The organism is Cohnella cholangitidis (genome assembly GCF_014107495.1).
GTDB lineage: Bacteria > Bacillota > Bacilli > Paenibacillales > Paenibacillaceae > Cohnella > Cohnella cholangitidis.
In genome coordinates, this window is record NZ_CP041969.1 from 1,739,278 (window position 1) to 1,762,097 (window position 22,820).

Annotated in this window: 18 protein-coding genes; 1 reads left to right on the plus strand and 17 read right to left on the minus strand. The window is 50.6% G+C overall.

All coding sequences use genetic code 11. From position 1 onward, the window contains the following. Positions 1 to 70 precede the first annotated feature (70 nt). Both FPL14_RS08515 and FPL14_RS08520 read right to left on the minus strand, forming a co-directional pair. Positions 71 to 628, minus strand: a complete 558-nt coding sequence (locus FPL14_RS08515; RefSeq protein WP_182302580.1) for an SLOG family protein — start codon at positions 626 to 628, stop codon at positions 71 to 73. 136 nt (positions 629 to 764) lie between these two features. Next, the gene (locus FPL14_RS08520) at positions 765 to 2,216 is read right to left on the minus strand and encodes a tetratricopeptide repeat protein (RefSeq protein ID WP_182302581.1); all 1,452 of its coding nucleotides are present in this window, start codon (positions 2,214 to 2,216) and stop codon (positions 765 to 767) included. Positions 2,217 to 2,405: 189 nt separating this feature from the next. Here FPL14_RS08520 and FPL14_RS08525 point away from each other — a divergent pair, with 189 nt between their 5' ends. After that, entirely contained in the window at positions 2,406 to 3,398 is a 993-nt protein-coding gene (locus FPL14_RS08525) for a lipoate--protein ligase (protein ID WP_182302582.1), read from the plus strand. Between the two features lie 139 nt (positions 3,399 to 3,537). Here the strand turns inward: FPL14_RS08525 and FPL14_RS08530 are convergent, their stop codons facing one another. The 15 genes from FPL14_RS08530 to FPL14_RS08600 form a co-directional block, all read right to left on the minus strand. Then, complete coding sequence (locus FPL14_RS08530; protein ID WP_182302583.1) at positions 3,538 to 4,002, minus strand: YdeI/OmpD-associated family protein; 465 nt, start codon at positions 4,000 to 4,002, stop codon at positions 3,538 to 3,540. A 50-nt stretch (positions 4,003 to 4,052) separates the two neighbouring features. Beyond that, positions 4,053 to 4,454, minus strand: coding sequence for a DUF6855 family protein (locus tag FPL14_RS08535; RefSeq protein WP_182302584.1), 402 nt, complete (start codon positions 4,452 to 4,454; stop codon positions 4,053 to 4,055). Positions 4,455 to 4,474: 20 nt separating this feature from the next. Continuing rightward, the gene (locus FPL14_RS08540) at positions 4,475 to 5,707 is read right to left on the minus strand and encodes an amidohydrolase family protein (RefSeq protein WP_182302585.1); all 1,233 of its coding nucleotides are present in this window, start codon (positions 5,705 to 5,707) and stop codon (positions 4,475 to 4,477) included. A 29-nt stretch (positions 5,708 to 5,736) separates the two neighbouring features. Next, positions 5,737 to 6,231: a hypothetical protein gene (locus FPL14_RS08545; RefSeq protein ID WP_182302586.1), complete on the minus strand. Its 495-nt coding sequence runs from the start codon at positions 6,229 to 6,231 to the stop codon at positions 5,737 to 5,739. Further along, positions 6,228 to 7,751, minus strand: coding sequence for a GGDEF domain-containing protein (locus tag FPL14_RS08550; protein WP_182302587.1), 1,524 nt, complete (start codon positions 7,749 to 7,751; stop codon positions 6,228 to 6,230). Before FPL14_RS08550 ends, FPL14_RS08545 begins: the two co-directional genes overlap by 4 nt. 122 nt (positions 7,752 to 7,873) lie before the next feature. Next, positions 7,874 to 8,845 carry a cupredoxin domain-containing protein gene (locus FPL14_RS08555; protein ID WP_182302588.1) on the minus strand — a complete coding sequence of 324 codons (972 nt, stop codon included), beginning with the start codon at positions 8,843 to 8,845 and terminating at the stop codon, positions 7,874 to 7,876. A gap of 149 nt (positions 8,846 to 8,994) precedes the next feature. Next, a complete protein-coding gene (locus tag FPL14_RS08560; protein WP_182302589.1) occupies positions 8,995 to 10,671 on the minus strand; it encodes an alpha-L-rhamnosidase-related protein in 1,677 nt (558 codons plus the stop codon). Positions 10,672 to 10,805: 134 nt separating this feature from the next. Continuing rightward, on the minus strand, positions 10,806 to 11,912 hold the full coding sequence (locus tag FPL14_RS08565) for a substrate-binding domain-containing protein (RefSeq protein WP_229263842.1): 1,107 nt from the start codon (positions 11,910 to 11,912) through the stop codon (positions 10,806 to 10,808). Positions 11,913 to 12,046: 134 nt separating this feature from the next. Next, positions 12,047 to 12,943, minus strand: a complete 897-nt coding sequence (locus FPL14_RS08570) for a carbohydrate ABC transporter permease (RefSeq protein ID WP_229263843.1) — start codon at positions 12,941 to 12,943, stop codon at positions 12,047 to 12,049. 15 nt (positions 12,944 to 12,958) lie between these two features. After that, the gene (locus FPL14_RS08575; RefSeq protein WP_182302591.1) at positions 12,959 to 14,875 is read right to left on the minus strand and encodes an ABC transporter permease subunit; all 1,917 of its coding nucleotides are present in this window, start codon (positions 14,873 to 14,875) and stop codon (positions 12,959 to 12,961) included. 93 nt (positions 14,876 to 14,968) lie between these two features. Then, positions 14,969 to 16,645 carry an ABC transporter substrate-binding protein gene (locus tag FPL14_RS08580; RefSeq protein WP_182302592.1) on the minus strand — a complete coding sequence of 559 codons (1,677 nt, stop codon included), beginning with the start codon at positions 16,643 to 16,645 and terminating at the stop codon, positions 14,969 to 14,971. A 154-nt stretch (positions 16,646 to 16,799) separates the two neighbouring features. Continuing rightward, a complete protein-coding gene (locus tag FPL14_RS08585; protein WP_182302593.1) occupies positions 16,800 to 19,169 on the minus strand; it encodes an alpha-L-rhamnosidase-related protein in 2,370 nt (789 codons plus the stop codon). A gap of 180 nt (positions 19,170 to 19,349) precedes the next feature. Then, positions 19,350 to 21,230, minus strand: a complete 1,881-nt coding sequence (htpG, locus tag FPL14_RS08590; RefSeq protein WP_182302594.1) for a molecular chaperone HtpG — start codon at positions 21,228 to 21,230, stop codon at positions 19,350 to 19,352. A 204-nt stretch (positions 21,231 to 21,434) separates the two neighbouring features. Beyond that, positions 21,435 to 22,424: a ketoacyl-ACP synthase III gene (locus FPL14_RS08595; RefSeq protein ID WP_182302595.1), complete on the minus strand. Its 990-nt coding sequence runs from the start codon at positions 22,422 to 22,424 to the stop codon at positions 21,435 to 21,437. Between the two features lie 30 nt (positions 22,425 to 22,454). After that, positions 22,455 to 22,796, minus strand: coding sequence for a hypothetical protein (locus FPL14_RS08600; protein WP_182302596.1), 342 nt, complete (start codon positions 22,794 to 22,796; stop codon positions 22,455 to 22,457). Between the last annotated feature and the right edge of the window lie 24 nt (positions 22,797 to 22,820).

The following is a 22,820-nucleotide window of genomic DNA, read 5'->3' on the forward strand; positions in this document are numbered from 1 at the left end:
GCATCATCCCCTTCTGTTCCCACCTTACTTTCTTACGTAACGTAAGTGTCAATCCTTTCGGGCAAAAACATTACTCAAACCCTCCGAACTCCTCTTCGTTCGCCATGTTTTGAATGTCCTCGGCGTTGATGCTGATATATCGGTACCCGTCCGTCTCGTTCTTGCGCAGCGCCTTCTCTTTCATATACTTCGGACTCCCCTCTCCGGCATCCTCGTCGTAGATCAGGATAATTCCGTCCGTTTTTCTTAAGAGAAGCTCGTCTCGTGCCGCGAATTGCCAAGGTCCGCTATACGGCTGTTTGCTAACGGCGCCGACATAGTCCACGCTTTTTAATATCCCTTGATAGTACTCCTTCTTATCGTCTTTCCACTTTTCCTCCGGATTGCTGAACGCGGTAATGATCGATAATTTCAATTCGGGGTATCGTTCCTTCAGCTCGATCGCGACATCGCACGCCCATAGATCCACGCCGTATTGCCCCGGAGTGATGACCCATTCCAACCCTTCCTCCAAGAGAGGAACGAGCTTGGCGGCGATCGCTTTCTTGATGTAGGCAATGCCTTTATGCTTCTGATCGAAAATCCCCAGCTCGTGAGCACGATATCCTGTGATCAACACGTTTTTCATATCTATGGTTAAGCTCCTCGCCTATAAGTTGCAGGTGAAACGATATTCTTTCTTAATCTTAGCAGATTCGGCCTTACGATTCGCATGAATAGCGAAAAAGAACCACCTGCTCGAGATGGTTCTTCTTCATTGAGGGTTATTTCCGTAAAATCGACAGCGAAGTAATATTCGATGATTCATCGCTTGAGTAAAAATAAACTCCTATGTCCCCATATTGATAATCATAGTAATATTCTCCTAACATTTCATCGACGCCTTTAGACTCGGGCTCTCCCATAGCCTTCCTGATATCCTCGAACGTAAGCCGTTTCAGATGATCTTGGTATATGAGGAGAGCAAACAAGGAATCCGTGTCTTCTATAGCCGCGGAGAAGCAGAAGGCAACACCCGTCGCTTGCTCGAACTCATAGAAATCTCCGCCCTCGTAGTAGAAATCACCCGTTTGTTGACCAAGGATCGCGGAAACCTCCGATTTCTTCATCCCGAGAACCACATCAAGCCCCGGTATGATTCCTTGGCGAATCTGCTCCGGGAAGCTCTCGTCGACTACGAGCTTTTTCGGTTTCTCGCCCTTTATTACCGCACGCCCATTCATTGGTTTTACATTCAATTGTTCCGGGACGAACTTGCCATCCTTGAATGCATAATTCACTTCCAATTCAGCTATGTAGTCCGCATTACTCAAAGGGCCGTATACCATAAACGACTCTTTCAGCGTGTAGGAGCCATCACCCGTTTTCACTTCCGTGCGCTCATGGGATTTCCATCCGATATCTTGGCTTTCCTGCGCTTTTTGTTCCTCCGTCAAATCGATATAAAGATACTGCTCAAGCAAATCCGAAGAAATCAGTAGGCGGTCATCCTTAGTTACGGTCGTCGCGATATCGAACAGCAACGTGTCCTGATTAAACAAATTCAAGTATTGTCCCTGTTGATGAGAAATCAGCGTATCGAACGAACCTCCCGCCGAACCGCCGAGCCCTACGGCAGCTTTAACATCGGCGATCCCTTCTCCCGTGAAATCTCCGACAACGAGCTTGCCAGGCAGGCCGGCCATGATATTCGCGTCTCCGCGTTCATATGCGATCGTAGATGATCTCGGGTCAAATACGAACAAATCGATTTTCTCGTATTCGCCGACCTCGCCGTAAGAAGCCGGATTCCCCTGCAGTACGATTAATTCGGGATGCTTATCTCCATCAACGTCCGCAACGACGCTATCGATGATTTCTTTTCCTTCATGGCGATTGGATGCTTCGAACTGCTTGAGATAGGCCTCGCGCAGTAGGGGTATAAAAACACCGCTATCGCTTGCCGCCGCAAGTCCTTGTTCTAATATACGCACGGATTGATCGGTCTGCTGTTGAAGCTTGTATATCTCTGACAGGGACAGATAACCGTCTGCATTCGCGGTATCTTGCGCAACGACTTCATTCGCGAGCTTCAGAGCTTCATCGAATTTCTGTTCGTCCGCGTATTCCTTAGCCTTATCAAGCTTCTCCTGCAAAGTAAGTTCGCGCCCGCATCCTGCCGATATAAGCAATGTAAATCCTAATGTAAACAGAATGCGTCCGTATTTCTTATACATACGTAGATTGCCTCCGAAGACTTTGGTATGGATCGATTATACAGAGCGAAAATACGGGATGAACAGTTATAATTTTCCATAAAATAAAACTGACGCTTCTCCAAAGTGACATCGGCGATCCTGAGAGTTAAGATAAAAGGATATCCGGGCATCTGCCCGCTCAGACATCCAAACACGGAGGAGAACACCATGCGTTTCATAAGCAACCGGAACATTACCGATCCGTCGCTCAATCTGGCATTAGAGGAATACGTTCTACGCTCTCTGCCCGATCGGGACGATTACTTATTGTTTTATATCAACGAGCCGTCGATCATTATCGGCAAAAACCAGAACACGGTCGAGGAAATTAACGCGGAATACGTGGAAGAGAACGGAATTCGCGTCGTTCGAAGGCTTTCGGGGGGCGGCGCCGTTTATCACGATCTCGGCAATCTGAACTTCAGCTTCATCATGAAAGATGACGGCCGCTCGTTCCATAACTTCAAGAAATTTACCGAGCCAGTCGTCCAAGCTCTTCGCAAGCTGGGAGTGGAAGCGGAATTGACGGGGCGCAACGATCTGCAGGTCGGCGAACGCAAAATATCAGGTAACGCGCAGTTCTCCACGCGAGGCAAAATGTTCAGCCACGGAACGCTGTTGTTCGATTCGGAAATGGAGAACGTCGTCTCCGCGCTGAAAGCGAACGCCGAGAAGTACGTCTCCAAAGCAACGAAGTCCATCCGAAGCAGAGTCGCCAACATCTCGGAATTTCTGGCGGAGCCGATGACGATCGAGCAATTCAAGACGAGCCTGCTCACATCGCTCTTCGAAGGCGAGAAGGATATTCCATATTACGAATTGAGCGAGCAGGACTGGGAGAACGTCCGCAAGCTGGCGGACGAACGTTACCGGAGCTGGGAATGGAACTACGGCCGTTCGCCGGCGTTTAACGTACGCCAGACGAAACGGATCGAAGGCGCGGGAACGTTCGACGTACGCCTGCAGGTTGAGGACGGAATCATCGCTGGAGCGACGATCTACGGCGACTTCTTCGGCAGAGGGGATATCGCGGAGTTCGCAGACAAGTTCGTAGGCGTCCGTTATGAAGCCCAGTCGCTTCGAACGCTGCTACAGGATATCGATATCGCCTATTACTGCGGTCCGGTGACGCCGGAGCAATGGCTGGAGCTCATGCTATAACGCATAGATAAAGCGAACGCCTAACCCGTGCCGGGTCAATTCGATCCGGCGAGGAGTTAGGCGTTTGTTTTTCGTACTTACTAAGGTTTCACCTATTGTAAGGGAAACGAAGGCACTTTTTTGGCCTTGGCGCTTCAAGTTACTTTAATTTCTTCCCTTCCGCCAAGAGCGAGATCGACTTGGCGATCCGGGTTCGTCTCGTTTCGAGCTTCTTGGCCGCTTCTATCCACGTCACGTATTCCTTCTGATAGGAATAAGCCAAATCGTTGAAAAAGGCGTTCGCTACCGGATGTTCTTCGAGTTCCGCTCGCAAGTCGTCCGGCACTCCTACCGCCCTGACTTCCATATCCGATTCCATCGTCACGTGAACGACGGACCCGGTCGTTGCTCCTACGGCGTCCCGCAAAACTTTGTTAACGACCATGAAATGATTTCCCGTTCCATCCGGCATTAAGGTCCCTCTATAATCGTTTCCGTTCAATGTCCCTTTTACTTTCACATGAGATTTGCTTCCATAAGCTTCCTCTACGTTGAAGGGTACTTTCAGGAACGTCCAAGTTCCCGTCCCTTCCGGCCTGATTAATTCCGCGTTGAATCGTTGCAATCCGACTCCCCCATCCAGCCTATCCTATTCGTTTGCGCCTCAAGGTCTTCTCATTTGGCTCGCATCCGATTGTTTCTTGGATTATGCTCTACTTCGGCGAGCCCTAACTCTTCCATTAACGGAGGGACGTACATACCGAATCTTCCGCGAAAACCCTTCTTTAAACCGTACCAGCCGCCGATCGGATTGTCCGGGGAACGTCCCCAAGCTTCGACTGTCCCTTCTTTGGCGGGCTTCTGTTCGTCCGCGCTGCCAAGCTCAATCCAGTCTCCCTTCTCTTTCAGCATCTGATGAAGATCCGCCAGACAACGATAGTCATAATGCAGAACCGTTTTGCCGACGGTACAAACCAATATTTCCTTTCCGTCCTTAATGTCTTTATACATCTCGTACTCCGAAGATTGAGGCGGCGTTTTCAGTTTCCATGGGTTATCTTTCGTTCCGAATTCCATTGTTGTATCCACGCTCCTCCTTATTCCGTATGTATGGATCCCGAGACGATTACGCCCTCATGTATGACGGCCTGTCTTGGCGCCCTCCTTGCTAGCGCTTCCGCGGAGCAGCTCGCTTGGGCGAGCACGAACGATGCTTTGTCACCGACTGCCGGCCAGATCCTTTTCCCATCGTCGCTTAAAGGCAGCAAGCCGCCGGTAATGAAACGAAGCGCCCGGGATAAAGAATATTCGTCCGAATAACGATAGAGCTCCGCTAAACGCCCGGCTTTCTCCAAGTTGTCTCCGTTCCCGAACGGAGACCAATGATCGGTCAGGCTATCCGTTCCGAGCTCTACCTTTACGCCTTTGCTATCAAGCATCGGGATCGGCATCATCGATCGGCCGATGGGCACGGTTGACGCGATGGAAATTCCGGCTTCGGCGAACCGCTCGGCAAGCCCTTCGGCATCCCGGGAAGACGCGCTCGCGAATCCGAAAGCGTGGCTAACCGTAACCCTGCCTTGCCATCCCGCTTCTATCGTCAAATCCGCCAATCGGTTCATCGCCGCAAGCCCCGCCGGACCTTGTTCGTGGAGATGCATATCGACGGGCGCGTTCGTCTCCGCGGCGATGTCCATCATGGCCTGCAAGGAACGCTCCATATCCCCGTCCACGACGGTCGGGTCAAGCCCGCCGACATGAGTAGCCCCTAGCCTCATCGCCTGTCTGACTAAATCCGTCGATTGAGAATGCAGAAGACCGTGCTGCGGAAAAGCGACGATCTCATAACTCATTTTGTCTTTATTGGCTTCTAACGCAGCCTTGGCGACCTCTAATCCTCGCATGCCGCTTGTCGGCTCAATGTTCACGTGACCGCGCACGAAAGTCGAACCGTGCTTAAGCAGCAATTCCAGAATTCTCCCCGCTCTATCAGGTGCTGTCGGCAGGAGACGGGGAATCAATTCCTTCTCTTCCTCGATTCGGTCGAAAATGCTGTCCGCGGGATTAACCGCCTTCCAAGGTCCGCCATAGTACGTTTTGTCCAGATGGATATGCATATCCTTAAAGGAGGGAAGCAACAGCAGATCTTTGGCGTCCAATCTCGTCAGCTTGTCATCCGGGGCAATTGCGCCAAACGTAATTTCCGCTATCGTCCCGTCATGAATTCGAATATGGGCGATCCGGGTTTCCGTTCCCGACACTCTGCCCTTCTCGTATTGAAATCCGGTTTCCAATCTTGCATTTTGCAGCCAATAAGAGGTTGGGTTCATATTCGCATCGCCTTTTCTAGTTGTCGTATTTATGAGAAACGTTTGTTATGGATTTGCTTATATACTTCCCCGATCATTTCATCCTTAGTAGACGGCAGAATCAGTATGCACGCGCAGATCCGCCTATAAACCTCCGCTTTGATTTTCCCGTCCAACAGAAGCTGATCCAGCAACGGAAGACGAAATTGTTCAATCGGCAAATAGGCGATAAGCTGGGCATTCCCTTGTCCAGGGTTCAGCACTACGCGAATCCCGTTCAATTGCGGATAGATCCAGGAGCCGAATTCCTCTACGATCGCGAAGTTCTCCTTGTTAGCCCGCATGATGTCCGGTTGATTCGTAGGCAACGAAACGGTATATACCATTCGATCGAAAGAAAATTTAACGTCTTCCAATTTATAACCTAATCGCATCAGTTTTCTCGAAGCGAACAGCCTTAAGGCTAAGCTGTAGTTCTTTCTATTGAATAACAATCCGATTATGAAAATACCGAACAAACAGACGGACGCTATCATCGAATTCACGGCAGAACCACTCCTTCCGCATGGACGATTACCCGGTTTTTGCCGCTGCGCTTCGCTTCATAGAGAGCGGAATCGGCCATGTCCTGCAGGTGCTGAACGCTCATTCCCGGATGATAGGAAGCCAGCCCGACGCTTATCGTCAGCTTGCCCGAAGGCTGATTCTCCCCGTTGCGGAACGGATGACGTTCCACGGCGGCGCGAATGTCCTCGGCAATCTTCAGAGCCTCGTCGGGAGATACGTCCGGCAGAAGAGCTACGAACTCTTCTCCTCCGAACCGACAGGGGACGTGCGTCCCGGTAACCAAATTCGCGATGATGTTCGCTACCCCGATGAGCGCATTGTTTCCTTCCAGATGCCCGTTCGTATCGTTGTAATGTTTGAAATAATCAATATCCGCGATGATCAGCGACAACCTGATATCGCCCCGCTCGGCTTCAAGAGCTAGTTTATGCAACGTATCTTGGTAATAACGTTGATTGTACAGGCCGGTTAAACCGTCCGTTATCGACATCCGTTGCGTTCGCTCGTATAACCGGGAGTTCTCGATCGCTACGGAAGCCTGCGCCGCTAGCGGAACGATGCTATCGATCTCTTCGAGATCGAGCGGCTGATGGTTAACGTTATTGTCTACGACGATCACGCCGAGCATTTTACCCTGATTAAGCATGGGTACGACCGCAAAGGAAGACATGCGGAACGTCTCCGCCAGCTGGCGTTGAACGGTGTCCGCCCAGTCGAGATCGCGAACGATGATCGGCTTCTTCTCCGTTAATGCTTGATGAAACACATGATCCCCGGAACGCAACGGAATTTCCATCCCGCGAAGCAGTTCAATCAAGTGGAAATCGCGGAATTGAGCATCCTCCCTCAACTCGATGAAGTCTCCCAAGTTCATTCTCCTGCTCACGACGTTGTTCCAAGTTCGGATCCCCTCGTCCTTGCTCATGGATCCGATCCCTACCGCTCCTTGCAGGAAGGTCTCGTTCTCATTTACCAAGAAAAGAAGAGCCCTGTTGAATCCTAACCCGTATCCGGCGGTAATCGCGGTCAGAATAATATGAAGCAGCTTGCCGACCTCCATCGTACTCTGTATCGCGATACTGATTTCTTTAAGGATGGATAGATGCCTGGACTGCTTGTATAGTTGACCGAGCCACACCCTGTCGGACAACTGCTTCCTTTGTTTCTGCCGGTAGAGCAGCACTCCGAAAACCGCGGCCAACGCGAGCACCATCGTCAGGTACCAGCCCGTCTCGCTCTTTGCGTACGTTAATGTTGCAGCAACGACTACCGATGCGAATGCCCCATATATCGAGAAGCTATAGGAAACCAGAAACACGAATACCGCATATAAAATAAACGCAAATTCGCCTAACCCGCCATATAGGGAGATCGTTTCTACCATCGCGAAAGAAACAAAGCACAAGAGAAGCCTGTTCCAGAACGGGGATAGATAAAAACGGACAAACGATCCTGCCAGTACGAACGTGAAGGTAAAAGCAAACTCAAGCGGGATCATAGCGTGACTCCTCTCGATGATATCGAAAGTATACAATTCGACGTTTTTCGAGGTTTTCCTTTTGCCTTCATTAATATAAAAAAGCCAGGGAATCGCTTCCCTGGCTTTCTTGCGCGTACTCGTTATGCATTAGAACCCGGATATACTTTCAATTCCGAAAGCGTGAATCCGATGTCGCCGTCCGAGCTCTTCGGCGTATCGTAAATTTTATCGAATCGAATGATGAATAAATGCGAATCTTCCGGATCGGACTCAAAGGTAATCTCCTTCGTATCCCCGGCGTTCACCCTTACCTCGTCGTCTCCCGACCCTTCCGCGGTAACGTTGAGGTCGGACGTGCCCGTATTCTTAAACTTAAAAGTCACTTTAGTCGCATTGGATTCGGAAATGACGATTTGCGAGAAATGCGATTTATTGTTCACGAACTTACCGTTCGAGAGCTTCAGGTCTTCGTATTCCAGCATAAACAGGTCTATCAAATCCTGAGTCGTAAAATAATCTCCGCTTGCCGCAGACGAATCGTCGAGATCGAGGCCGCTATCGTCCTCGGCTGCCAGATTATCGAAATAATCCTCGCCGTACCGATCGGTCAGCAACGCGTTCAGTTTGGTTTGAACTTTGTCCGGGAGGGAATCCGCATCTTCGATCCGCTTGCTGTCTCCCGTTTTCTCGGTAACGAACTTAACGACTCCCTTGGAATTGAGCAAATAAACATAGACCGTATAATCCGCCACGGTGAATCCTTCGGGCGTTGCCGTTAATAAGTAACCCTTCAACTTAAATCCTTGGCCCAAACTCTTGGTCGCGGCGCCGTACTTCGTAATGTTCAAATTAAAATGCTTAAGGTAACCGTCGTTATCCACTATAAAATCCTTGATCCCTTCGAACGCCTCTATAGACGAGGAAGTCACTTTGATCGACGGATGCAGGATTTTTTTGATTAAAGTCAAATCCCCGGTTTCGACCGCGGTCAAATACTTCGAAATGACGGCTAACTGCGCTTTGCTCGGTGCATTGGAATTAGCGGCGAATACCGAACTGCCGTTAGCTAACGCCAAAACAAACAATAACAATACGGAAATGGCTTTTTTCATGTACGCTGACAACTCCTCTAGTTTAACTTCCCCGTATTTCTATACGACTTTTTCCTACATTTTCCTCTTTGTTTCGCATGAAAATACAAAAAAAGCTATCCCATTGACCCATTCGGGTTCAGTGGGATAGCCAAGCTTGCAGTCATGCGTCATTCCGTAATAACACGGATTGGTTCAGGAGCCTCGATCTGAGAGATAACCGATCCATCCCGCTGCTTCTCATGCCGTACTCGGATTTCTCCGTGCGGCGTCGGATAAGTCCCTTCCACCCAATCCAAATCTCCAAGCCGCGGCTTGATCCGCACGGTCGCGCAACCGGGTTCGATCGTTTGCACGCCTAGCACGTATTCGGACAACCAAGCGGTCGGACCCGATGCCCAACCGTGGCAGAGGCTATGCCGGAAACCAACGTAACAGTAGTCGCCGTACGTGCCGTGGACGTCCACTTTGCCTGGCGGCGTCAATTCGTCGATCCGCGCCGCGTTCTCGAGCCAGCGGATGTCGAAGTCTTCCCAGAACGTCGTCGCTCCCAGAGCCAGCATACCGCCCCAATATTGCCTGATGACGTCCAAGCTTCCCGTAATATCGCCCGCTTCTCCCTTTGCCTTAAGCACATAATAACCAAGAAAAGTCGATATTCGGTGAGCGCCGTCTACGGAGAGCACCTCGTCGTTCACGGTGGCCGGGTCGGCCAACCCCGACAATGCCATGAGCGCCGCCGCTTGCTTGCTATTGCCATGCCCCGGAATAGGCTTGCGCAGTTTCTCTATGGCTCCTTGACACCGTTCCGCCGTTGCGTGCTCTTGCAAATGCTCGCACAAAGCTTTTCCCGCGGCTATCGCCAATAACGCCAGAGCATGAACTCCCGCTTGAACCGCTCGTTCGTTCGACCTTGTCGGCCAATCCAAAAAAGGTTCGGGCGCTTGGAAGCTGCCGTCCTCCGCAATTTGCTCGATGAGCTGCGACAGAAGCCCGGTCAAGTAGGTCCGTTGTTCGGCTAAATAACGCTTATCCCCATGTTGGAGATACCAATCATGCTGTATCAATATCCACCACATCGAATAACTCGGGAAGTTGTTCATCCATCTCGGAAGAGGAGTCTCGTCTCTGATGAGGTCCAAGCTGTCGGACACCACTTCATTGCGTCCGAACACCGCATGAATCGTGGAAATTTCCGGGTGCAAGTCTCCAACCCATACGAGCCGGTCTCTCTTGATCCCATCCCACAAGTAATTTTGCATATTCAAGTGAACGGTATACGCGCCGGTCATCCAGATTTCGTCTAGCAGCGGATCGCTGGAACGAAAGCTTCCTTTGTATTCAAGATCCCGATAGAGCGCCACGGCGCGAATGCTTTTGATCTGGATGTAGCTGTTACGATCCAATAGATCAATTCGTACAAAACGGAAACCCGTCTGGCCGATCTCCGTTGTTCCCATGAAGCTGCTGATGGGCACGATCAGATCTCTGACCGCGTGATCGTTCGTTGCGCTTCCCCCCTCTATTTCGCTCATGGCTTCCATGACCGATTCTCCGAAACGCACTCGGATTCGCGAGGTTTTCCTCATCTCCTCCGCCGTCCATACCGTGATCTCGATTCCGCCATGGCATTCTTTGCCGAAATCAAGCAACAGGCCGGCTGACGCTTCCTCTTCATTGCGCAACAAGCAGGCTTCGCTAGCAGTCAGAGTAGCTTGGCCATTATGTTCCCTTAACAGTACTTCCGCTCCTTCTACCGTAGCGCTCTCTTCCGAGGATTGCCAAACGATCCGCTTGGGCGTAATATAAGCCCGGGTTCGAGAGTCTTTCTTATCGCCGATTATCATTTTGCATCCTCCAGACCATGAATCCTTTCTATTAAGTATACATTATACACGTAATATATACTTTATAACAAGCGAACTATAGATCGATTAATTAATAGATATAAAAAAAACGCCTCTCGGCGTTTTCTCAAACTCTATACTCCCAATGCCCTCGTCGTATTCCGCACTATGAGCTTAGGGACGATTTCGTCTTTGACGAGCAAGTTCGAATTTTTCGGAATTTCGTTCAACAAAATCTCGATAGCGCGCCGGCCGATCTGCGCGGTATTCTGGTTAATCGTGGTCAAGTGCGGATAAGTGAAAGAACTGATCCTCAAGTCGTCGTATCCGACGATGCTAACGTCATTCGGAACGTTCAATCCCATATCCTGCGCGGCTTTAAGAGCGCCCATAGCCTTAATATCGCTCGTTACGAATACGGCGGTAGGCGGATTATCGGTGCGTTTGTATAATTGCTTGAATCCCTCATACCCCATATTTACGTTTTCGAACGGACCATCCATTACGCACACCAGCTCCGGGTCGAAGGGGATCTGATGTTGTTGCAGCGCTAAGCGGTAACCTTGCAGACGCAAGGAAAATTCCTGATTCAGGTCCAGCATGGACTGGCCGGTCAGAATAATTCCCGTCCGCTTATGGCCGAGCGACAGCAGATGCTGGGTCGCCAGGAAACCTCCCGTCAAGTTGTCCGCGATAACGTAAGGAATCGAGAGATGAGGGTAATAAAATTGGACAGTAACCATTCGCTTGCCTTCGTTCTTCCATCTTTCCAACGATGGCTGATCGGAGTTATAAGGCGCCGTGACGAGCACGTACGCCGCATGCGGATCCTCCGGCAAAACGTAGTTTTCCCCCGTGCCGGAAGCCCAAATGTAAAAGTTAACTCCGTTCTCGTCGCACTCTTCTTTCATCGATTCCAGCATATCGCTCCAATAGCGATGGTTCAATACGTCGACGGTGAGATCATTGTATACGAAATAAACCGTTCGTATAGCGGACGGGGAGGACTCTCTGGATTCACCGTCCGTAATAAAGCTTCCTTTGCCCCGAATGCGGTAAATGTAGCCCTCTTTAACCAATTCAGCCAACGCGCGGCGCGAAGTAATCTCGCTCGTGTTGTATATCTTAGCCAAGTCGATCTGATTCGGCAGAGGTTTATCCATCTCAAACTCGCCGCTCTTAATCTTGGATTTCATATCATCGATAATATGTTGATACATCGGCACGGATTTGTCCGACATGCGATTGATCACCCCTGATTCTGTTTTTAAGTATACTTTAAGAAGATAGGGTGCGCAAGCAGTCGATATCGAAACAGCCTACAATTACCTGAACGGGTAACTGTAGGCTTGCATGCTTCAATGAAAACTACATCTTACATTTTCAAAGCGCCTTGGGTCATTCCTTGAACGTAATATTTCATCCCGAAAGCGAAGGTCAGAACTAACGGAATCGAAGAAATGGCATACGCCGCGAATTGGGGTCCCATCTCGACCATCCCGTATTTGCTGAACGCCGTCGTTAATCCGACGGATATAACCTGAATGGAACTATCGCGAATCGTGAGCAACGGCCATACATAGTCGTTATACACGCCGACGGAATGCATGATGAATAAGGTAGCGAGAATCGGCAGAGAGAGGGGCAGCACCATCCGCATAAATACGGTAAGCTCCGACGCCCCGTCCATCCTGGCGGCTTCGAACATTTCGTCCGGTATTCCGGCCATCGAGCTTCGGCATAGGAAAGTTCCGAATACTTGTCCCCCTGCGGCGCTTGCGATCAGGATGACCCACGGCGTATTGGTTAGTCCCATATTCTCGTAGAGCACGTAAGCCGGAATAAGGGTCAAGACGCTGGGGATCATCATCATGGCCAACATCACGAAGAACAGCACTTCCTTGCCGGGAAAAGATTTCTTCGCGAAAATATAGCCTCCGACCGCGGACAGCGCCATCACGAGCACGCTTGCGGTTACCGCATATAGAATGGTGTTCAGCATATACCGCCATATTTTATCGTACGCGAGTCCGTAATTATCCCACTGCGCCGGCGAAGGCAACGACCAGAAGCTGCTTAGAATTTGGGAGTTGTTCTTCAGCGAGCTGACGACCATGAATAAGATCGGTACAAGCGTGAGGATGACCAGCGCGCTAAGAATGACAACGATGACGACTTGGTTAACTTGGGGGCCAAGGAACCCTTTTTTCCTGCCACCAGCCGGAGGCATGGCTGCCGCTGCCTGCGATGCGTTCGTGTTTTGCGTAATCAACTGCCATCCCTCCTTCTAGTCCTCGTTCGTTTTTAACACTTTCATATTAATGATCGTAATTGCCATGATAACAAGGAACATCATTACGCCTAACGCGGAAGCGTATCCCAAATCATCGAATTTCGTAGCCGCGTAGTACATTTGAAGAGCGGGAACGTAAGTCGAATCCATCGGTCCTCCGCCCGTAATAATGAGAATGGCATTGAAATCTTGAATGATGCCGATCAAGCTAAGGATGATCAAGAGCTTAAATTGCCCTGACAATAAAGGCAAATGAATGGAACTGATAATTCTCGGAAGAGTTGCGCCGTCCATCTTGGCCGCTTCGATCAATTCTGCCGGAATCGACAGCAATCCCGAGTATAACACCAATAACTGAAGTATGCCGACAAACGGAAATCCTATGAAAATAATGGCCCACAATGCCGTCTTCGGATCGCCCAGCCAACCGTGGCTCAAGGAACCTAGTCCAAGCACCTCTAACAAGTTGTTAATGAGACCGACATTGGGATCATATAGGTTTTGCCAGATTAGTAACATGGCGACGACGGGAATGACCATCGACGCGACGAATGCCGTTCGCAAGCCGTATTGCAATTTCTTGCTTCTCAGATGATAGATGAGTTCCGCCACGATCAACGGAGGAATTATCGCTTTGATCAGGCCCGTAACGACGAGTATGCCCAGATTGCCGATTCCTTTGGTTACATAAGGATCTTGGAAAATTCTTACGAAATTATCAAAACCGATGAAAACGGAACGCCCTCCGGGATTCCAATCGTATAAGGAATGGTATAGCCCCGATATGGCGGGGACGTACTGAAACACGATCAACAGACCGAAGCCGGGCAACAAACACAAGTAAATAAATTTGGACCGCCACATGGTTACGAATACGCCTAGCCGATTTTTCCGCTTCATCGCGTACAATATCGCGGCCGCAATGACGATAGCGAGCAGAATGACGGCGTAACCGATAATTTTATTCTTTAACGCCTGCTTCTCGGCGCCTTTGACGGCGGATTCGACGTCGTATTGAAGAACGGAGCCCCGATCGGTGCCTCCGAACAGAGTTAGGCCTTCCTTGTTGAATTCGACCGCTCGTCCCGCGCTGTCGCCGCGGGATTCCCATAGCTTCTTGCCCCCGCGATCGAAGACGTAGAAATAACCCGAGAAATCGGTAACCGCGATTAACTCGCCGTTAGCGGACAAGGCCACATCCATCACGTCGTCCTTCACGGACAGTACAGAAGTCCGCTCCCCTTCTTTGCCGTAAACCTCAACCTTATATCCGGACGTACCGAGCGCGATGTCGCCTTGTTCCGATATCGCGGCCGCGGCGATTTTGCCCCCCGCTCCCAGCTTATGGACTACGTTCCCCTCGTCGTCCAGCACATAGGCGTACTGATCCGTCGCGGCCGCTAACGTCCAAGCGCCGTCCGACGATACTTCGATATCCTGGATCGTCATCCCGATCGGAACGCTTCGAACATCCTCGCCAGTATTAGCGTCAATATACCAAACATCCGTGCTCCTCTGTACGGAAACGGCAACGATTCGGCCATCGTCGGAAGCGGCTACGTCCTTGACCGACCTCTTCATAACGCGATCCCAGACCAACTTTCCTTGGCCGTCATACGCGTACAGATGACGATCGTCGGACGACACGAGAAGCGTGCCCGAATCGAGCAGCTTAACGCCCGTGACGGAATTCTTGGCGTCCGCCTGTAATTGTTTGCCGCCTTCCGTGTCGAATACGTAGGCTTTGGCCGCCAAGCTTCCGACGGCAATCCGGCTGCCGTCCCGAGACACGGACATGGAGCTGATACTCGCCGTTTCGTCCAAAGTCCATTTCTCTTTGGCGTGGGCGAACTGCGGATCGATAGATAACCAGATTAGAATGACAGCAAAGGTATATATTAGTTTTCTCATGTCGCATTCCACCCTTCCGTCCCAAAAGGGCGGATCGCAGAAACCGCGATCCGCCATGCTACATCCCAGTCGCAGAACCGGACAGAACGAAACTTAGTTTCTGACTGGCGGTTCGCGTTCGGGCGTTTCCAAATCGGACAATTCGTACTTGAATTCTTTCAGAGCGCCGGCGAAGTTCTTGTCTACGTTGCTTTGCAGCTCGTTCAAATATTGATCGACCGTGATTTTGCCCGCGAAGTATTTCTGAATGGAACCTACCCATTCTTGAACGGACGGTTGATAATCCCACAGTCCGCGAGCCAGATGGTTGGCGGCGCTGAAGAATCCTTCCGTGTTGCCGATCGGTTCGAAGTTGGCGAATGCTTTGCCCATTTCTTCCGGCAACGTAATATCCTTCAGCGCGGGAGAACCGGACAACGCCGCGTCCGTGCTCTTCTGAATAGCATCCAGATAGACGCCGTAACCTTCCGGACTTGTCACGTACATAAGGAAGTCGGCGCCGATCTCGTTCTGTTTGGCATCCTTGGATACGAGTCCGTAGAAACCGATCGGAATTTGAATCGTACGGGCGGGAGCCATGACTTCGGGCCCTTCCATCGAAGGCATATTGAAGAATCCGTATTCGAACGGCTTCACGGCGCCGCCGTTGCCGTTCTTTTCGGCTTCGGCGAAATCTTTAGGAAGCTGCCAGTAAGCTCCCGGGCTGCCCATCATCGTAGCCGCTTTGCCGCTTAAGAACAAATTGTAGGCTTGCTTTTCGTTGACTCCGAAAAATCCTTCAGGGGTATAGCTGAACAACGTCTTTAAGTTTTCCGCATAAGCTTTCCATTTAGGATTACCCGCGATTTTGTATGGGCCTTCTTTGTCTTTGATCGCTTTCCATTGACGAACCTTGTTCTTCGTTACGTTACTATTCGAATCATTGTAAGCATTAGTCAGGTCGTATTTCCAATTATCGTCCATCCCCGGCAAGAAGGAGTAATCTTGCTCCTGGGAACGGATCACGTTGACGTAGTCGCGCATATATTGGTCGGCATAGATTCGAACGAGCCATCCCGCTTGACCGCTCCATACCGAGTTGGCGTCTCCACCGATCGCAAGCGGCGTGTATCCGGCCGCTTTGATTTTCTCGAATGCGGCCATTAGCTCGTTAAAGGTTTTCGGAGCTTCCGTCACGCCGACCTTCGCGAAGATTTCTTTATTATAAACCCAAACGATCTGCACCGACTCGAAATTCAAAGTATAGTAATGGTCGTTCTCTCCGACCGCGTCCAGATTGACGCCCATCGCATCAAGGTCCAAGCTGTCCTTCCAAGCTTTGCCCGTGTAAGGATTCATTTTCTCGAATAACGGATACATATCGACGAACTTCTTATCCTTCTGAAGACCTTCTACCTCGTTAATGGTGGCCAAATCTACGTCGGGCGTGCCCGCCGCGAACTGTGCCGTTAACCATTCTTTGTAGCCTTGCTGAGGTTTATTGTCTACCGAGACTTTCACGCCCGGTTGTTTTTTCATATACGCTTCGGCAACGGCGGTCCATAAGGACTGGGATTGATTCGATAACGAAATGTTCAACGTTCCCGTTAATTGCGGAATCGATTCGGGACTTGATTCGGAAGATGAAGCCGGCGATTGGGATGAAGGAGCAGGAGTATCTGCAGGTTTGCTTGCCGTGTTGGCATTGTTGTTATTTCCCGAACAAGCGGACAACAACGAGATGACTAGCGTTGAACAGAGAAGCAGTTTCATCCAAGCTCTTTTTTTCATTCAACATTCCCCTTTGTCTGATTTGTTTCCTTAAGCGCTTTCAGTTCATCCATGCGACTTTCTACTCAAGTAGGTATACACAATGTCGATTATTATCGGTTTTCATCTTTTATCGTGTATACTTTACATTTCAAAGTATACATTATACGTATACTTAATGCAACAGCATTTTTCGTTGAGCCTCGAACGTTCCTTTTATCTTCCGATTTTCCCCTTCTTGAACCGCTTGTATATCTAATAGGCCCTCTCCCGTCCATTGCAAATCTATCGGCAAAGTCGCTTCGAATTCGTACGAGCCGTCGTCCTTCCGAGCCCAAGCAGCCTCGATTTCACCGATCGGGGTCGGAACGATCCCTCTTGCCCAGGTCAGCTCGCCTACCGCCGAAGGACGGAAGTCGATGCGGCCGGCACCTAAATTCGATACATCCACGCCTAACACTTCCCTTGTCAGCAAGTAGGTAGGCGACGCCCCCCACCCATGCGAGAAACTAACGGGAATGGCCGCTTGCATATAGGTCGGAGTATGCCCCATATAAGGGCTCGGAACCGTACTCGCGGGCAACGTAGGGTCGAAGGTTTCCCACCAAGTCGTGGCCCCCCGGTCAAGCATGGATCCCCAGAAAGCGCGAATTTCGTCGATCGCTTCTTCGCTGAACGGGTAAGCAAACAAGGTTTCAAGCACGATATGGTAGAAGAAAGCGCCTTTAATCGGCGGCAGTTTGCTCGCCAAATAGTAGCTTCTAATAAAGCGTTCGGCTTCTTCCGTCTCCATGACTCCCGACCAGATCGCTGCGAAGTTCGTCTGCGCGGTAATGCTATCGGATAATCCATTGCCGGTTAAGCAATCCGCGAACACGCCGTCCCGGGTGCGCATCCTGCCGCGGATCGCGGCACGAAGAGCCGTCGCTTTCCGTTCCAGTCGCTCCGCCCTTTCCGGCTCTCCCATGCAAATCGCCAGTTCGGATACCGATTTAAGCATTTTATAATAATAGCAAGATACCGCCGTTACTTTATCCTTGCGTTCGATATCGTCGGACCAATCGATGAAGCACCACCAGCCTTCGCGGTCCGCCTTGGCGAACAGCCCGTCGTCGTCTTCCTGCAGCTCGAACCAGTCCGCCAGCCTCAGAATCGACGGCCACACTTCCGCAAGGAACTCCTCGTCCCCGCTGTATTCCATGTATTCTTTTACCCCGAACAGCCAATGCGCGCAGAAATCCGGAAGAACGAACGTATTTCGTTCAGGTCCCGTTCCCGGAATCGAACCGTCCTCATTCTGAATGCGAGCGGACTGAAGCAGGCTCTTCCTGACGATGTCCTTATCTCCGAACGTCTGGTAGACGACCCTCGCCATCACTACGGCATCCGCAACCCATAGAGCCCCTTCCCGATGCGGACAATCCTCGAAATGGCTCTGGCTGTTGACGACCGTCGTATATTTGCCGACTTCCCAAATCCGGTTAAGCCTGTCGTCGCTGCAAGCAAAACTGCCGTTCTCTTGATAAGGATAATGCACGAACAACATCCGCAAGCTCGTCACCGTTACCGGTACGGGCGTCGCTTGGAAAGCCAGCTTCAAGTAGCGGAACGCGCGTCTTCCGAACGGTTGGAGCCTGTTCTCTCCCTTCTTCAGCATGAACGTATCCGTTAGCTCCATCTCGAGCCCTTCCCCGTAGAACAAATGAACGACCCCGCCCTCGGGAGCCTCGATCGTCAGTTCCGGATAGCCGACGACTTCTCTGCCGTAATCGTAAGTAAGCTGCGGGTAGGAGCCTGGCGCCGAGGCATCGACCGCGAGGGGCTGAGCGGAACCGCCCATTGACTCCAACACGTAATCGGCATTGCGAATCGAACCCAGATACGCTTGTTCTCCGACAAGCGAGAGCGGCCGCAGCAACGACTCCTTCAAAGGCGGAATTTCCCTTGCCAACAGCCGAGGCCAGGTCGAGGCTGCATCTTCGGCTTCGGCTACGACGACGGCCGAACTCCAAGCGGAATCGTCGTATTCGGGTCGCTCCCAGCCGTCTTCTTGATTAGCCAAGTAAATTTCGCGATAACCTCCCCACATGTGCATACGGATCGAATCGCTTCTCCAGCGCGGAGAAACCCGGCATTTCCAATCGGCATCCGAAGCCAAGACGCGCTCGGGCAGCGCCGATTCGAAGCCGGAATAAAGATCGAGCTGGCATAACAGACCTCCCGGTCCCTGTCTCTGGCCCGTAACGATAACGTCGTCCCCGAAGTTGTATGCCGTTATGGCGATTGCATTGTTTCCCGGCTTTAGCCGCGAAGCGACGTCGTAGGTATCGAAATATTGGGAGCCGTTATCGCAAGGCGAAGGCCCCCTCCCTACCTCGGCGCCGTTAACGAACAACTTGTATTCTTGATTGGCGGTAATTCGTACGATCGATCGTTCCGGAAGCGTTTGAAGAGAGAAGGTTTTGCGTGCTTCTACATACTGGTTGTTGCCCCTATCCTGCTCCCGTACCCAAATCCATTTCGCTGTCCAATTTTTGTTCGCCATTGCTTAAGTACCTCCAGCATAATCCTATATAAGAAAAATCATAATTTGGTATACTTAATATTACTTTAATATACTTTGGATGTCCATAGGATATATAGAGGGGGGTGGAAGCAAAAAATGGAAGCAAAAAAAAGCCCAACCCCCTGTTAAGCGAGGTTGAGCCCTATCGTTAACTTATCGTTATACCATGACCTTGCAAATATCGTTCGTGAATTCCACGGGATCGCCGATCGGCAAACCTTCGATGAGCAACGCTTGATTGTACAGCAAGCTTGTATACAGGTTAAGCTTCTCTTGGTCTTTCCCGAAAGCGTCCTTCAACGACTGGAACACCGCGTGGTTGACGTTGATCTCCAGCACCTTGTCGGCCTTGACGTTCGGATTGTTCGGCATCGCGTTCAGGATTTTCTCCATCTCGATCGTCACTTCGCCTTCGGTGGTCAGGCAGACCGGATGGCTCTTCAATCTCTTCGAAGCCCGAACGCTCTTCACCTTGCCGGACAGGAACTGTTGCATAGAATCGAACAGCTCCTTGTTGTCGTTAGCTTCCGCTTCGGATTCTTTATCTTTCTCGTCCGCTTCGATGCCGAGATCTCCGCTCGATACCGATTTGAATTCTTTGTCCTTGTACGACATGATCATCTTGATCGCGAATTCGTCGATATCGTCCGTGAAATACAAAATTTCGTATCCTTTGTCGGTTACCAATTCCGTTTGCGGAAGCTTCTCGATTCTCTCGATCGATTCGCCGGACGCATAATAGATGTACTTCTGATCTTCGGGCATTCTCTCCACGTACTCATCCAAAGTAACGACTTTCTTCTCTTTGGAGGAATAGAACATCAACAAATCTTGCAGCACGTCTTTGTGCATGCCGTAATCGTTGTATACTCCGAATTTAAGCTGCCTGCCGAACGACTGGTAGAACTTCTCGTACTTCTCCCTCTCGTCCTTCAAGAGGCTTTGCAGCTGGCTTTTGATTTTGTTCTGGATGTTCTTGGCGATCAGCTTCAATTGCCGATCGTGCTGCAGCATTTCCCGCGAGATGTTGAGGGACAAGTCTTCCGAATCGACCATCCCTTTCACGAAACCGAAGTAATCCGGCAGCAGATCGGAGCACTTGTCCATGATCAATACGCCGTTGGAATAGAGCTCGAGCCCTTTTTCGAATTCCTTCGTGTAATAATCGAAAGGCGTATTCTCGGGAATATACAAAATGGCTTGGTATCTCACCGCGCCGTCTACGCTAAGATGGATATGTTTCAGCGGCTTGTCGAAACCGTAACGCTTCTCGTTGTAGAAGTTCTCGTAATCCGCATCGGTCAGCTCGCTTTTGTTTTTGCGCCAGATCGGAACCATGCTATTGACGGTTTGCTCTTCGGAGTAGTCCTCGAACTCGCCCTCGGCGTCTTCCTTAGGACGTTTGCCCGTTACGTCCATCTTGATCGGATAGCGGATGAAATCGGAATATTTCTTAATGATCGCCTTCAGCCGGTACTCTTCCAAGTACTCGTCGTACTGGTCTTCCTCGGTATTGTTTTTGATCTTCAGGACGATCTCCGTTCCTACGGAATCCTTGGCTGCCGGCTCGATGGTATAGCCTTCCGCTCCGGTAGATTCCCATTTGAACGCCTCGTCGCTGCCTAGCGCCTTGCTTGTTACGGTGATGACGTCCGCCACCATGAAAGCCGAGTAGAAGCCGACCCCGAATTGGCCGATGATATTATGCCCGTCCTGGGCTTCGTTCTCCTTCTTGAAGGCGAGCGAGCCGCTCTTCGCGATGACCCCGAGGTTGTTCTCCAATTCTTCCTTGGTCATCCCGATTCCCGTATCGGCGATCGTTAACGTTCTGTTCGCCTTGTCGGCGGTGATTTTAATATAATAATCCTCTTTGTTGAATACCAATTGGTCGTCGGTTAATGCTTTGTAATAGATTTTGTCGACCGCGTCGCTAGCGTTGGAGATCAGCTCGCGCAGGAAAATTTCCCGTTGCGTGTAGATGGAATTAATCATCATCTCAAGCAACCGTTTGGACTCTGCTTTGAATTGTTTCTTAGCCATTAGATTGGTGCTCCTTTCGATATGCATTCCTTAACAAAGATCTGTTCGGTCGCAGCGGTTAGCACTCTGACCGAACGAGTGCCAATACTTATTTTTTATCATTCCTCGATTTTAATGTCAATATTGCTATAGCTTTTGGACTATCTATTTAAAATAGAGCGAGGAGCTCAAGGCTTTCCCCGAGCTCCCCGTTTCTCTCGCTTCTCAATACTGCAGCAACAGCGACACGTTCTGCCAACCCGCGCCTACTGTCCAGAAGACAAGATAATCGCCCCTGGCGACCTTGCCTTCCTTCAACGCTTCATACAGCGCCACGAACGGACTGTTCGCAGCCGTATATCCGTATCTATCGCCGATGTACGGAACTTTGTCGACATCGATCCCCAGACGTTCGGATACCAGCTTCAAATTGCCTATCGAGAATTGGGAGAACAAGAAGCTCCCGATCTCTTCTTTCGCCAAGCCGTTGCGTTCCAGCAAAATCCGAACCGTGTCTACCGCCGAATCCACGCATACGGAATCGTCGAACGGCACGAATTTGATCTGCGCGTCCTTGGCCGTATACTCCTCGCGATAGAGATTGGACAACCCTTGGGCGGGGAATAGCGAGTTGTCGATGACCGAAGTATCCGTTTGGTACACCGAATCGATGAATCCCCGGGTATCCGAGGATCTCTCCAGAATAACGGCCACCGCCGAATCCGCGAAGTTGGAATGGTACACCGGCTCGTTCGGACTATGAACCGAGATCGAATCGGCGCCCACCACCAACGCCCGCTCGATGCGGGGATTCCCAAGCATGTAGCGGCTTGCTTGTTCGACCGCGACGAGCAATCCCGCGCAGTTCGCGTTAATATCGAAGCAGACCGTATTCAGATCCCCGCCCAACGCGTTATGTAGCTTCAGAGCATTGCTCGGGAGCAAATATTCGGGTGTCTGAGACGTGAAAATAATGAGGTCGATATCCCTTCCCGTCAGACCGGAGCTTCGCAGCACGTTATTGGAAGCTTCGATCGACATCGTCAGCGAGTTCTCGCCCGGGTCGTCGATCACGTATCTTTTGTCTCTGCCCAGCGCCCTAAGCAGTCCAGTAACGTCAGTGCCTTGCTTTTGAAATCGTTCGATATAATAATCGTTCGCCACTTCGTTGGCCGGATGATAAATCCCGATATCGCGAATTCGGACCGCTCCCATGCTCTTCCCCCCTCGATTATGCTCCATGAATTAAACTTCTACGATTTCAAGATTATTCAGTTGAACCGCGCGCCCTACCCGTGACAGCTGCATCTTCAGAATCGGATTTTTGGCGATACGCAGAACGACTTTCTTGAAGCCGTCCTTCTTATACAGTTGGAAGCAGCCTTCCAGAATCGGCAACGTATCGGGGGAGGAGACGTTCAATTTCGTGCAGTCGATCTCAATATCGTAATCCGGAACGGAGATCGAAGCGATGCTCTTCTGATAAGCCTCTATCGACTTCATTCCATCCTCGGTCGTGAACGTTCCCTCGACTTGCGCCTTGAATACATTGTTTGCTTGATCCAATTGAATGTTAAAGCTACCCATAATAAATTCCTCCATTTAGTCGCG